This window comes from Chryseobacterium sp. 22543, from assembly GCF_052044565.1.
GTDB lineage: Bacteria > Bacteroidota > Bacteroidia > Flavobacteriales > Weeksellaceae > Chryseobacterium.
In genome coordinates this window covers 821,999-835,551 of record NZ_JBQENH010000002.1, presented here as the reverse complement: position 1 = coordinate 835,551, position 13,553 = coordinate 821,999, and the positions used below count along the sequence as shown (strand labels likewise).

At 37.0% G+C, this 13,553-nt stretch carries 14 protein-coding genes; 4 read left to right on the top strand and 10 right to left on the bottom strand.

What is annotated here, in order from left to right; translation table 11 throughout:
* Nucleotides 1-4 precede the first annotated feature (4 nt).
* The 3 genes from ACTJIP_RS09565 to ACTJIP_RS09555 form a co-directional block, all read right to left on the bottom strand.
* Complete coding sequence (locus ACTJIP_RS09565) at nucleotides 5-2,167, bottom strand: type VI secretion system Vgr family protein (RefSeq protein ID WP_077414615.1); 2,163 nt, start codon at nucleotides 2,165-2,167, stop codon at nucleotides 5-7.
* A 576-nt stretch (nucleotides 2,168-2,743) separates the two neighbouring features.
* Nucleotides 2,744-4,510 carry a S41 family peptidase gene (locus tag ACTJIP_RS09560; protein ID WP_440704487.1) on the bottom strand — a complete coding sequence of 589 codons (1,767 nt, stop codon included), beginning with the start codon at nucleotides 4,508-4,510 and terminating at the stop codon, nucleotides 2,744-2,746.
* A gap of 72 nt (nucleotides 4,511-4,582) precedes the next feature.
* Nucleotides 4,583-5,086 carry a DinB family protein gene (locus ACTJIP_RS09555; RefSeq protein ID WP_077414619.1) on the bottom strand — a complete coding sequence of 168 codons (504 nt, stop codon included), beginning with the start codon at nucleotides 5,084-5,086 and terminating at the stop codon, nucleotides 4,583-4,585.
* 168 nt (nucleotides 5,087-5,254) lie between these two features.
* Between ACTJIP_RS09555 and ACTJIP_RS09550 the strand changes: the two genes are divergently transcribed.
* The 3 genes from ACTJIP_RS09550 to ACTJIP_RS09540 all read left to right on the top strand — a co-directional run bounded on the left by ACTJIP_RS09550 (nucleotide 5,255) and on the right by ACTJIP_RS09540 (nucleotide 7,479).
* Entirely contained in the window at nucleotides 5,255-6,391 is a 1,137-nt protein-coding gene (locus tag ACTJIP_RS09550; protein WP_440704486.1) for a tetratricopeptide repeat protein, read from the top strand.
* A gap of 271 nt (nucleotides 6,392-6,662) precedes the next feature.
* Complete coding sequence (locus ACTJIP_RS09545) at nucleotides 6,663-6,998, top strand: nuclear transport factor 2 family protein (RefSeq protein ID WP_180565612.1); 336 nt, start codon at nucleotides 6,663-6,665, stop codon at nucleotides 6,996-6,998.
* A 136-nt stretch (nucleotides 6,999-7,134) separates the two neighbouring features.
* Nucleotides 7,135-7,479 carry a YciI family protein gene (locus ACTJIP_RS09540; RefSeq protein WP_428167875.1) on the top strand — a complete coding sequence of 115 codons (345 nt, stop codon included), beginning with the start codon at nucleotides 7,135-7,137 and terminating at the stop codon, nucleotides 7,477-7,479.
* A gap of 76 nt (nucleotides 7,480-7,555) precedes the next feature.
* Here the strand turns inward: ACTJIP_RS09540 and ACTJIP_RS09535 are convergent, their stop codons facing one another.
* The 4 genes from ACTJIP_RS09535 to ACTJIP_RS09520 form a co-directional block, all read right to left on the bottom strand.
* A complete protein-coding gene (locus ACTJIP_RS09535) occupies nucleotides 7,556-8,119 on the bottom strand; it encodes a DUF6624 domain-containing protein (RefSeq protein ID WP_180565611.1) in 564 nt (187 codons plus the stop codon).
* Between the two features lie 52 nt (nucleotides 8,120-8,171).
* The gene (locus tag ACTJIP_RS09530) at nucleotides 8,172-8,735 is read right to left on the bottom strand and encodes an AAA family ATPase (RefSeq protein WP_440704485.1); all 564 of its coding nucleotides are present in this window, start codon (nucleotides 8,733-8,735) and stop codon (nucleotides 8,172-8,174) included.
* Between the two features lie 62 nt (nucleotides 8,736-8,797).
* Nucleotides 8,798-9,793, bottom strand: a complete 996-nt coding sequence (locus ACTJIP_RS09525) for an MsnO8 family LLM class oxidoreductase (protein ID WP_440704484.1) — start codon at nucleotides 9,791-9,793, stop codon at nucleotides 8,798-8,800.
* Nucleotides 9,794-9,843: 50 nt separating this feature from the next.
* Nucleotides 9,844-10,200, bottom strand: a complete 357-nt coding sequence (locus tag ACTJIP_RS09520) for a winged helix-turn-helix transcriptional regulator (RefSeq protein WP_077414633.1) — start codon at nucleotides 10,198-10,200, stop codon at nucleotides 9,844-9,846.
* A gap of 107 nt (nucleotides 10,201-10,307) precedes the next feature.
* Between ACTJIP_RS09520 and ACTJIP_RS09515 the strand changes: the two genes are divergently transcribed.
* The gene (locus ACTJIP_RS09515; RefSeq protein ID WP_440704483.1) at nucleotides 10,308-11,453 is read left to right on the top strand and encodes an MFS transporter; all 1,146 of its coding nucleotides are present in this window, start codon (nucleotides 10,308-10,310) and stop codon (nucleotides 11,451-11,453) included.
* A gap of 52 nt (nucleotides 11,454-11,505) precedes the next feature.
* Here the strand turns inward: ACTJIP_RS09515 and ACTJIP_RS09510 are convergent, their stop codons facing one another.
* From ACTJIP_RS09510 to ACTJIP_RS09500, 3 genes are all read right to left on the bottom strand, one after another.
* Nucleotides 11,506-11,670, bottom strand: a complete 165-nt coding sequence (locus tag ACTJIP_RS09510) for a bacteriocin-like protein (protein ID WP_180565608.1) — start codon at nucleotides 11,668-11,670, stop codon at nucleotides 11,506-11,508.
* 92 nt (nucleotides 11,671-11,762) lie between these two features.
* A complete protein-coding gene (locus tag ACTJIP_RS09505; protein WP_077414637.1) occupies nucleotides 11,763-12,398 on the bottom strand; it encodes an ABC transporter ATP-binding protein in 636 nt (211 codons plus the stop codon).
* Entirely contained in the window at nucleotides 12,385-13,296 is a 912-nt protein-coding gene (locus ACTJIP_RS09500) for a hypothetical protein (protein ID WP_077414639.1), read from the bottom strand. Before ACTJIP_RS09500 ends, ACTJIP_RS09505 begins: the two co-directional genes overlap by 14 nt.
* Between the last annotated feature and the right edge of the window lie 257 nt (nucleotides 13,297-13,553).

Sequence of the window (13,553 nt, the reverse complement as noted above, 5' to 3'; positions counted from 1 at the left end):
GCTTTTAATTCAGTTTTACAGTTCCACTTACAATATTTGTTTCACTTCCGCCACCCACATTAATTTTTCCTCCACTGCTGAGATTGGCTTCCGTATCTCCTCTCATTGAAAGGGTTTTGGTTCCGATATCCAGGGTATCTGACTTGATTCCGACTCCGGAAGTAGGATCACCGTCTTCAGGTCCTACCCCAACTCCGATACTTGTTGTTCCCCCAACTCCGATATTAACTCCCTGTACAAATATTTCTTTTCCTTTGATCTGAATATTTCCATCTTTATCCATATAAATAGAGCTGCTTCCACAGTTCAGGGTAATAGAAATTTTACTGTCTATACTTATATTTCCTGCACCATCCAGAAAAACAGAATTCTGGTCTTTATCTCTCACGGTAATTCCTCCCGCATCATCCAGACTCATGGTATGTCCGCTTTTACTGCTTAAGCTTTTAATATTATTTCCGGTTCCGCCGCCGCCGCCAACTCCACCGTGAAACATTCCTCCCATCACGAAGGGACGGTCAGGATGCTGATGGGCAAAGTTGACCACTACCTGATCACCTTCTTCCGGAATGGCCATAAAGCCTCGGTTTTTACTTACTTTTTCACTTCCACCTCCATCGGGAGTCATCACCCGTATATATTCTGTAGTGGTAGAACCATTCTGCCAGTCAAACTGAACTTTAACTCTTCCCTGATTTAAAGGGTCTGTATTGGAAATCACTTTGGCAAATTGTGCATCCGCTTTTGGAATATGAAACTCCGGGCGGGGAATAAATCCTGTGTCAGAAGCTATTGCTTCAAATGTTCCGGTATAATATCCTCTTGCATCCACCTCATGATACATATCTATAATCATCAGTTTGGTGAAATAGGTGGTTTCACTGCTTTCTGCTTTCCGCATTTCAATATCAGCAATACATCCCGGATATAGGAATGGTACTGTAGTAATGCCTGAAATAACAAATACTTCTGAAGCTTTACTTCCGGCTGTTCCTTTCTGAGAGTTTTCCACATCCATAAAAGACACTGCTTTTATTGGAGCTACTCTCAATGAAGGGGTTGTAAAGGTTTTTTCTGATATTTCATACGCTCTTTTAGCAATATCTGAAGTATGGGTAATCTTAGAATTTCCTGCCGTTAATTTTTCATTTTTACTGCTGTTATATCCATAAAATGAAGGATTCACGTGCTGGGCTTTCATTTTGATTTTTACGTCACTCACACTGCTTCCGTAAGTAAGTTTCACAGGCTTTTCCTGAGGTGGAAGCTTCCCGAAATGCAGAACTTCACCATCATAATAAAACTGTTCACCATACGCTTCTGCTATTCTTGCCAGATAGTTGTAATGGGTTTCTTCATATTGTGAGCTGTACGAAATGTTTCCGTGGGCGGCATCCACTCTGAAATCAAAGGAATTCTGTCCAAGACCTTCTTTGATCACCTGATCTGCAATACTGTTCAGACTGATCTCCTGTGCTCCGCCAAAACTCTGAATATGAGGAGCTGCATCCAAAAGAACAGTCGGGCTTGAACCTGTAAGAACAATATTTCCCAGACTTCCTTTTTCCTGACTGAAACCTACTTCAGTGATTACACCTACAAAGTTTCTTTCAGGGCCGTCTTCAACGTCTTTGTATCTGAAAATAACCGTAATTCTTTTTCCCAGAAAGTTCTGAGCTTCTTCCAGATTATGGTTTTCCGTGCTTCCCAGTGTATCGTGAGCCAGCATAAGATCGAACTCATGATGTTTTACAGCACTTTGTTTTAGCTGAAAATGTTTGAAATGTTTGATTACTTTTCCGTCAATTACAATTTCAAGCTTTACCACACGGTTGATTCCCGCTACCTGATTGCCAGGGATTGTATTGGCATTATAGATTCCGGAAGTAGGTTGTTTTGACCATACTTTATCCTCTACCAATGTGGGTGGATTAGGCTGCTTAACCTGATTCATAAACATTTGGGACCCACTTTGAACCATTCCGGTATAAGCCTGCGCCTGAACCATTTTTTCGGTAGCTTTTTTAATGGTTCCACTTGATTTTTCCTGTACTTTCTGGGCAGCTTTGCTTACTGCCTGGTCTTTGAGAGTCTCTTTTAGATTATTTACAGCTGGAATTTTATCTTTGGAAACAGGCATTTTGGGTGAATGATCGTCCTGAAACATAGTTGTAGTATTTTGATTGATTGGGTGTCAAATTTTTTAAAGGCTAAAATCTACCTGAATCAAAAAGATCAGATACATTTTCGTTATCCGTATTCTATTCTAAGGAATAAAAGCCGGATATTGAGATCAAAAACAGGGTATAATGTAATGAGTAAAAAGATAAAGCAGCATATTTATCTACTTTATTTCCCTGCTGGATTCCAGGATTTCTCCTGAGTTTATTGTGATGATATGCAAATTTTAATCATTATTAATTTTTTTGTAATTGGATTTGGTGTTATTACAAAGATAAAACGCTAATCTCTATTCAAAAAATTTTCTGTGACTAATCTGAAATTTTGTAGTAGTTCTACGACTTTTAATTAATAATTCTAAAATAAATGATTTAAATAAAATAATAAATACCTCTTTATCAAATGAATATTTAACAATTTTTAATAAATAAAAACAATAAATTTATCACTTAAAATAGAAATAATCTAAAATAAAAATGGATTCTGGCAACAAAAAAACCAGCTGCAAATAATGAATTTAGAGCCGGTTTTATATTTAGTAATACAATAAAAGGAATCGGTTTTACGGTTTTCGGAGTTCTGATACTTTTTTCATATAAATATCAGTCTGATCAAGAAATTCCTGATCAGTCTGCTGTATCTGAATGTGAGGGATAATTCCGTGACCTCTTTTCTGATCAGGAAGATTCTGCGCATCCTGAATGACATGCACAATAGAGAATCCGGTCTGGATACCGGTATTGGGAAGTTCATATACCAGCGGAAGATGCCCGTTATGCTCATAATACCCTCCTACCGTTTCTTTCCCGATCACAATGGCATTGGTATAAGATTTTATCAGTGAGACCAAATGTGAAGCTGCGGAAGCCACTCGTTGGTCTACAAGCAGATAAAGCTGTCCTTTAAAAGTTTTGTTATTGGGTAAAATCAAAGGATTTTTGTCATCTGCCCAATAATATTTTCCTTGAACCTCTTTAGGATAAAGCTGTTTCAGATAGGCATTCAGTCCATGTTTGTCCTGTACTCCATTGGAAAGAAAAAGAGGTGTTATGACCAGCTTTTCTTCCATAGGCACTTCATTAAAGTTGGTATAAGCATATTGGCTGTCGCGGAAAGGTCTTTGGGTAAGATAAGAAAATACTTTTTCATAAAGAGCCCCTGTACCTCCGATATTTCCTCTTAGATCTATGATCAGGTTTTCTGTTTTTTCGCTTTCCAGAGTATTCATCATCTGGTCAAGAAAAGCACTGAATTTTTTATAGGCAGGATCTTCTTTCCCGGTTGCAAAATCAAACCCTCTCAAGGATAAGCGATAGATTCCATCTCCTTCTTTATTCAAACTGTATTTTTCAGACAGCAGTTTTTTGTCAAAGGCAAGCGAAAATCTTAAATCCTGAAGTTTTTTAAAATCGTCCAACGATATTCCCGGCAGTGATATTTCTTTTACAGTTCCGTTCCATTTATAGCTGATGAGATAGTTTTTGTGGGTTCCGAATTCCATATAAAATTTATCCAGCATTCCTCTTTCAAAACCTGTTATTTCTTTGTAGGGTGCTGAATATCCGTCAGAAAAATAATACTGAGAAAAACGGCTGATCATTTCTTTTGCAGAAACTCCGTTGATAGAAAGGATCTCAGCACCAAGAGGCAATGCATTATCTTTTGAATCCTGAAGCAAACGACCGTCAATATTCTTTAAAGTAATGGGTAAATATTCCGGTTTCTGTGTGAGATAATAAGAAGCGTGATTGGGAAGATCTGTATAGTTATGGCAGCTTCCTTCAAATCCGGTAATCTTTGCAATGACTTTATAGAAATCAAAAATATTTTTGCTGTTTCTGGCTTCTTCCTCAGCCTGTCGGTAAATACTGTCAATTTGCTTTCTTGTTCTGTATACATACAGTCCGGAATTTGCTTTTTCTCTTATAGAACGGAATGTTTGAAGATCTTCTACAAACTGATCAGGACTGAATTTCCCTCCCAGAACAGGCACATTTCGGGACTCTGTAATGGAAACTCCGGCCGTTTTACTTTTTTCTGAATACGATTTGGCCCAGATTTTAAATTCATATTTTTTTCCTTTTTCCGGAGTAAAATAGAAGCGTTCAACACTCTTTATACCTCTGGAATCGTCCTGTTCTTTTACTTTTTTTCCATCCATAAGCAGCGCAATTCCCAGATTGGCATCTGCAGACTGTACCGAGATCCAGGAAGATTTATGAGATTGGGGAGAATATTTTAAAGTGTCTCCAGGTTTCAGATCTGAATGGGTTTGTGCATAGGCACTGTTTAAAAATAGTAAAAGAGGGATGATAAAAGGTCTGGCCATTATTATTTTTTGAATGGGCTAATATACAAATTAACCCAAATGGATTGAAACTCTTTAAAATCTACTTCCATTCTATAGTTTTACGCTCAGGTTCTGAACTTCTTCGGCAGAAAATCCGTAAATCTGAGGTGTTTTCACATCCAAAAGATTGAGATAGATGTATAATTCTGCTCTGTGATGAATCTCATGTTCTATCATCGCGCGAAGCCATTTCCAAACAGAGATTTCACTGTTGGCCGGAGTTAAACATTTGCGGGTGAGATCTTCATCAGAAAGGCCGTTAATGATTTCCAGCGTTTGTCTGTGCATTTCATTGAAAAACTTCACGGTATTTTCATAGCCATCAGCAAGTTCTTTTCCACATCCCGGATAAGCACTTTTCTTTCCAGTAATGGTTTCTCCATACATATAGCGTTCTATGGTAGCAATATGTCTTATCTGATCGCCAATAGTAAACTTCCCGGGTTTATAGGAAAAATCTATATGTTCAGGTGGAACAACTGCAATAATGCGGTTTGTTCTTTCTCTTATTTTCTCATAATAATTGATGAATGACTGTACCGTTTTTATTTCCATATTTATTGAGCTTTGTCTGTCTTTTTTACAGGATGAATATAAGCAATCTAATGGGGAGAAGTTTTGATTTTACTATAAATTATTCATAAAATTTAAAAAAATCCCCAATATGTGACCGTAAAATTTGGAGGCGTATTAAATATCCAATATTTTAGTTAAAAAATAACCATGATGAAAATAGGAATTTGCTTGTGCATTATACTATTAGGCTTTAACAATATCACTGCTCAGTCTGCAAAAATTGACACTGAAAAGCTTCTTGAATATTATGAGACACAGCGCTATGCCGATGCTGCCAAATACCTTCAAAGCATATATCCCGGAGATACGCAGGATATAAAAGCTCTTTCACAAATAGCCTACTGTCATATGATGGCCGGAAAACTTCCGGAAGCAGAGAGAAATTATATAAAAATCAATACTATACAACCGAACAGCCTGCCAACTCTATTTAGTCTGGCAAGCATCAATTCCAGACGGGGAAATGTGACTAATGCCAAGGCTTACCTTCAACAGATCATTCAGCTGGATAGTCTTAACTTCAATGCTTACAAGCAGCTTGCCACCTATGCTGATACTCCCGAAACTAAACTGAACTACCTCAAAAAAGCAAGCTCCCTGAATTCTACTGATCCCGATGTAGCTTATGATCTTTCTCTGACTTACAGTGGCCTGAAACAATATCAGCCTGCTTATGATGTTTTAAAAACAGCCATCGCTTCTGACACAGAAAATTTCACTTTACAGCAGGCTCTATTACCCGTTGCCAATCAACTTGCCAAATATCCGGAAGTGATTGAAATTGGTGAAAAACTCCTGAAAAACCATGCTGATGTGAATGTAATGAATGATATGGGCCAGGCTTATTTTTATGTAAAGGAGCATCAGAAATGCATCAGTCTTTATAAAATGCTGGAAGATATGGGAGTACAAAATGAAGGCACGTTGTATTTCATGACCTTGAGCTATCGTGAACTGAAAGATTATAATAATGCTGCTATCTATGCACAAAAGACTATTGATGAAGCTGTTTCAGATCATACCACGCTGTATTATGCCGCATTGGCAGGCATCTATGAAGCCAAAAGCCAGTATAATGATGCATTAACAGCTTATAAAAGAGGATTAACCTTTGGTACGAGTAATATTATTTATTATCGTTTAGGTCTTCTTTATGATCTGACTCTGAAACAGCCTAAGAATGCGGTCACCTACTATCAGATGTACCTTAAAAACCATCCGGATCAGGAAAAAGAAAAAGATCAGATTGCGTATGCAAAAGGGAGAATTCTTATTTTAAAATAATAGAAGGCGAATACATACAATTTTACATCATTGTCATTGACTACGTCGAATCTTCGATTTCTGACAAAGGAAGAATCTCATGCAAAGCCAGGATTCTTCATTTCACTACGTTACATTCAGAATGACAGAGTCATAATAATAAGATAGCAGGATTAATGTAAAATTGTATATAATTACCTAACAGAAAATTCCAGTTATTTTTGTGATTATAGTCACAAGTGAGCTATTCAATGAACCGTTAATTTTGCATTCAACAATAAAAACAATATTTATGGACAATACAACCCAAAATGTGGCAGAACAGTTTATTCAGTATTTAAATGAAGAAAATTTTGACAAGGCGGAAAGCTGTCTTGATCCTGATTTTAAATTTATCGGAGTATTGGGAAAAAGGGATAATGCTTCGGTTTATATCAAAGATATGAAGCAAATGAAGTTTAAGTATACAATTCTGAAAGCTTTTACGTCTGGTGAAGATGTATGTTTCTGGTATACTATTGATATGGGAGAAAAAGCGATAGAAGCTTCCGGATGGTATCAGATTAAAGAGGGGAAGATTCACACCTTAAAAGTACTGTTTGATCCCAGACCTTTATTGGACAAGTAAAAATCTTGAATATCCTGGAAATACGGCACCTGATTGTATGACATTTGAGCAAAAACCAAAGGGCAGATTTAAAATAAAATTAAAACGCTGTCCCTATTTTTATGTCTTAATCGTCACTTAAATAAAGAATCTGCTTATGAAAGAATTTGCATTAATTTTCAGACTGAAAGACATTTCTGATTTTAAGCCTTCTCCGGAACAGATCCGGGAGCGTCTGAATTGGCTGGGAAGTATCGCTGCCCAAAACAAGCTTGTAGATAAGGGAAATACTCTTTTGCCCGCACCGGGAGCTGCAAAAACGGTAAAGGCGGATAATATTGTAACGGATGGTCCTTATACCGAAATCAAAGAATTTATCAGCGGGTATATTATTGTACGGGCAGACTCTATTGATGAAGCGGTAGAAATGGCTAAGAGCAATCCTATCTTTAAAATCGGAGGAAATATTGAAGTGCGTGAGGTTTTGAAAGTGGGTCAATAAGATGGAAGCAGGAAGATGGGAGTTGGAAGTTATTATAGTTTACGTATAAAATCCCTTTCTTCATTCTGCAATCTTTTTAAATCCAGCCTACTTTTTTTCTCCACACTGTATATTCAACATTTTTATCATCTATTTCCGGAATGTCCTCAGGTTCCGGAATTTTGTTGATTTCTATCTCAGGCAATACCGGAAGGTTTACTTTTTCGCGTTCTTTGTTTAAATTTTCTTTGTTTTCTACGGGATATATTATTCCTTCGGCCGTCAGCTGTGTTCCATATTTTTGAGGTTTACTTTGAAAGAACTGAATCCGGTCATATAAATAAGCTTTATGTATCGGATTAATATCACTGCTGTTTTCTTCCATCATAATACAGCATTCTTTCATAAACTCTGGCTCACCAATAGCGTGCTGGATAATCAGCCATGCGGCATTGCTTCCTTTTTCACCTACTTTTGAGAGCGTTGGAAACCCGATCTCAGTTATAATTTCCCGGAGCCGGAGTGCATTAGCTTTATGAACCTTTTCCATTTCAGGATGGTAAACTCCGGACAGTTTTCCGGCAGCGAGCAGCTCTTCTCTTACAGTGAGATCTTTATCAGCAAGTTCGATCAGTTCTTTTTCAAATAAGAAATTGTCCATATTATTAATGATAATTGATTGGTGATAAAGGATGTACCTCAGCTGAGTCTACTCATTTCAGTTTTATCAGAACTCTGTCAAGGATAAAACGGGCTCTCTTTTCTACAGTAACTTTCGGTACTTCAATGATATTGAAGCCGTACTCCTCATAAATCTCTTTCATACATTCAAAAGTGAGGATGGCTTTTTCAATGGTCTGTTTTCTCTCCGGGTCATTTTCGTAAATCTCTTTCCATGGAGGAAAAATGAAAACATTGTTATTATAAACCATTTCTCTGGCTCTTGCTGTCATTAATTCCAGAACAGGAATATTTTCAAGCCTCATATAACCCAGCGTGTCCCATATTCCGCGGTCAAAGAAAACAGGTTTCAAATGGGGCGCTTGGTTTATTTCCAGATAGGTTTTTACCGATTCTTCAAACATCAGACTGGCAAAAAGTTCTTTGTTCAGCCAGGGAAGCCCTTCTCCTCCGGACTCAATCTGTTCTTTTATAATTCTCCTGCCTTCTTCAGGGACTGCTGTCAATCCATATTTATTTAATTCATCCAGCACCGTTGTTTTTCCAGCTCCGGGACCGCCCGTAATAATATATAATTTTGAAATATCCTGCTTCATGCATTCGAATTATGTTTAAATACAGCCCCAGTAAAACAGAAATTTTGGCTTTCTTACAGGGCTTAATTATTATTTTTAATGATATTTTTATAGGTATAAATACGATCTCCCTCCTTATACATATTACTCAATATCAAAAGATTATCCGTATTGTATTTTTCTGAAATCTGCTGCAATCTCTGCGCCACAGACTGCGGTGTTTCTATAATAATTCTCTCTAAAAAGGTGAAAAACTCATCTTCATCTTTAGTTCCCAAAATCTTTTGCTCTACGACTTCAGGAGAAAGAACAGCATTGGGACTGACTAACTGGCGGGATTGTAAAAACTGGTAGGCCATTCCATAAGCATTCCGTCTGGCTTCTTCAATGGTATCTGCTACCGATGCAGCAACTGCCACCTGCAGAGAAGGCTGGGAAAAATATTGAGTACCATCAAATTCTTTGAGATAAGCTTCTGTATTTTCCATCCCGTTCTCACTGTTCATAAAAGCAGCGAAGGAATATCCTGTCCCATGTTTAGCCGCTTCTTTTGCCGAAGTCATTCCTGATCCCAGCCACATGATTTCAGGAATGTGCTGCACATGGGTAGGTTGCGCAATAAGTCCGTCATAAGATTCTTCTTCCTCTCTGATCAATTGAATGATCTCTTCGAGTTTCGTTTCCATGTTTGATAACACTACCGGCTTATGATTATTGAGTGCCATAACAGCATCTTTCAATCCTCCGGGAGCTTTTCCCAATCCGAGAATAAAGCGTTCAGGATACAGAGTGGACAGCATTTTGGCCCATTCCGCAATTTTATAGGCAGAATAATTCCGCATCATAATTCCGGCGGTTCCTATTTTGATACGGTTTGTTTTACTTAGTATAATTGCTGCTAAAAGTTCAGGACTGGAACTCCCATAAGCTTCTACTCCATGATGTTCGGCATACATGACACTATGAAAGCCTGTTTCTTCAGCCAGTAAAGCAAGGTTGATACTGTTTTTCAATGCGGAGGCTGCACTGCCACCCATTGTTACAGGTGACTGGTCCAAGATCCCTAATTTCAGCTTCATACTATAGAATAGATTTTATGTGAAGGTATGAAAAAAGACAATATATTTTTTTATTCTTTAGGCGGAAAAACAATGCCTTCATCTTTAATCAGATCATAGCCGTACTGCATAATGGTCTCAATAACCGGAATGGCTTTTTTCCCTTTCTCCGTAAGGCTGTATTCCACTTTCGGCGGCACTACGGGGAATACTTCACGATGAATCATGTCTTTAGCTTCCAGTTCTCGCAGCTGGCTGGTCAGCATTTTATCTGTAATATGAGGAATATCTTTTTTAAGCTCACTGAAACGAAGAGGTTTTTCCTGTAATCTCCATAGAATCGGCATTTTCCAGGTTCCTCCAATATGACTTAATGCAAATTCAATAGGTGTATAATACAGTCTTTTATCGTGGAAAAATTGAGGCATAATAATCGTTTTTTATTTACACTTTCAAAAAGGTAAGTATAGAACTAAAAGGTAAGTATATAGTTTCCTGATAGTCTATTCTGCAAATTTGCAAAAAAATAATGAAAATGAACAGAAATCTGTATGTACTGGCACTTGGTGTTTTCGGAATCACAACCACAGAATTTGGTGTTATAGGGGTATTGCCTGAAATAGCTTCAGCGTTCCGGGTTTCCATTGAAAAAGCGGGATGGCTGCTGAGTGCTTTTGCGTTGATTGTTGCTGTTTTCGGCCCTTTTATGCTGATGGCATTATCTACCTTCAAAAGAAAAAATCTATTGATTTCTTCATTATTTATTTTCGTTGCTACCAATATTCTGTCTGCGTACATCACCAATTTTTATATGCTCCTTGTAGTCAGAATGATTCCCGCGTTCTTTCATCCAGTTTACTGGTCGATTGCTTTATCTATGGCCGGAGAAACCTCAGATCCTACAGAGAAATCCAGGGCTGTTAGCATTATTTTTTCGGGGCTTACTCTGGCAACGGTAATGGGTGTTCCACTGGCGACTTTTATGTCTGATCTCTTTTCCTGGCAGTCTTCCTTTTTGCTTACCGCTTTTATTAATGGAATTGCACTGACTGGTGTATGGATCTGCTTACCGCCTATTCAACATACAAACAAGCCTTCAATAGGTTTTTCTGTTAAAATATTTTACAATACCCATTTATGGATCGGACTTCTCCTTGCATTTTTCACCATTGCAGCCATGTACTCTACATATGGCTATATGGCAGATTTTTTAAAGAAGGTTACCCGGATGAATGGCAAACAGATAAGCCTCATGCTTTTTTTATTTGGAACAGTGGGAATTGCAGGAAATAAAATTGCAGGAAAATACATGAGCAGATTTCCATTTCAGACTACTCTCCTGTTTTTAATTCTATTATCAGGAATTCATCTGCTGATGGGATATTCTGGAACCTATTTTATACCTATGATATGGATTATCGGGTGCTGGGGACTGGTACATTCGGGAGGCTTTCTGATCAGCAATATCAATGTCACTTCTTCTGTTTCAGATTCTTCGGAGTTTATGAATAGTATTTTTACTTCGTGTGGAAACTTTGCCGTAACCGCAGGTACTTTATTTGGAGGATTCTGGATTGCCCGTTTTGGTATAAAAAACATAATATGGTCAAGTATTACAGCATTATTTCTGGCAGTTATGATGTTGTTTATCAAAAAGAAGTATGAAGAAAACAAGCCATAATAACGTAAAAATAAACCTTCCGTACTCCGGAAGGTTTTTTATAGAAAAATGATCATGCACATCTGATATCGGCACAACCACCGCCGCCGCCATTTCCATTTTTATAATAACATGTTGATGTAGGACAGCCACATGCTATACACTCACTTTCTGCAGGTGGGCGACCTCCTGTGATTGTTTTTAAACTTTGTCTCGCGATTTTCTTTAGATTTTTCATAATAAATAAGTTATTAGTTTGAAAAGGCAATTTAATAAAAAAAATCCTTAAGAATTCTTTCTCCTAATGTTAAATAGTATTAAAAAAACGATCTAGAATTTAAGTACATTCAATTGGCTGAATTCTTCCTTTTCATATATCTTTTCAATATTGCCGTTTTGTAGAAAAGCAATTTTATCACAGGTATGAAAAAGAGTTTCAATAATATGGGAACTCACAATAACTACTTTGTTTTCGGATTTCAGCTGTCTGATGATACCATAAAGGATGTGAACTCCTTCAAAATCTACTCCATTGAATGGCTCGTCAAGGATATTAATAGGCTTATCCAGCATCAGCATTCCGATAAGGGCCAGCTTTTTCTTCATTCCGCTGGAATAATACTGCACATATTTTTTCATCGGAAGATTGAATTTTTCAATAGTCTCTTTAATTTCAACTTCTTTTTTTGAAGTGAAATAAGCAAGATATTCTTCTCCCGTAATGTAAGGGTAAAAATAGTTTTCGGTTTCCAGGTAAGAAATCATTTCCCGTTTCAACCGCTCATTTCTCCAGCTGATCTCTCCGGAGAATGGTATACTTTGGTACAGGGATTCAAACAAAGTAGTCTTTCCCGCCCCATTTTTCCCAAGCAGTCCCAATATGCAGCCTTCTTCTATAAAAAGATTCAGATCGTTTAAAACATTTTGATTTTTAAAATGAACATGTATATTTTTAATCTCCAACATAGGTTTTAATATTTTGAGAAGCTTCTTTTATATTATTTTTCAATATAAATACCGCCGGGATAATGATTATACTGGATATTGTATACTCAATAAAAACACCTATAGTGTAGTAATTACTCTTTTCTTTATGATGGTACTGCTTATATTTTCTGGTCAGAATCAGCATACAATACAGGTTCATAAAAGCAAAATAATAAAGTATATATAAACTTTCAGCAGGGTTCAGAATCAGAAACATAGCGTATGTTGGTAACAACAAAGCATTGAAAAGCAGAGAATTCCTTCTGAGTTTCTCTTTTAAAGTATATTTTTTAAAATACATCTCCAGCATTTCTTTATTTTCATTAGGTTCGTAAAGATGTGAGATATAATCCAGTGCAAAAACTCCTGTAAGAACCAGAGCCACAAAGTGATAAGCTGAACACCAGAGAATAACCAATCCCCAAACTGCCAGCAAGGTATTTTTTCTCAGAAAGCTTTTCCATTCAAATAAATCATCCGGAATAAAGTTCCACTGAAATGTGATCCATGGCTGGGTTCTTGGAGTGATAAAGGCCAGTAAAGCAAACATCGGCAATGAAAGTAATGCGGTTTTCTCAAATATGTAATGAATATTTCCGCATAACAAAATACTGTAAATGAATACCGTTTCCAATACAATAATCCAACGCCAGCTTTTGACAAAGACTTTTTTAAGGAAAGGAATATCTTTTCTTTCGTAATGAAACAGCAATGCCAGTATAAAAAATAAAGGCGGGTAATAATAGCTTTCAGGCAGCTTCATGATGACAAGAACTCCCAGAATAATCAGCACAGGTATACCTGTTCTTGGGTTCAGATTGAGCAGTCTGAAACTTTGATGAAATCTGAATTTTAAATGATTGAATAATTTCTTCAAGGTTTTACAGTTATCTTTTAATCCTTATTTTTTCGTAACCTGTTGTCTTTGATAATAGTTGTTATTACAAAGTAAATCAAAAGTGCCAGCATATGACATCCTGATACAACAAGCAGGCAAAACCACCATACAAGACCTGCTCCTCCACTGCTATCATAAATTAAATGATAATATAATATTGAATTGTATAAGCAGAACAGGAGCATATTGACACCGCCAAACTTCCGGCTATGCCTGAAGGTTAGAATAATAAGAAA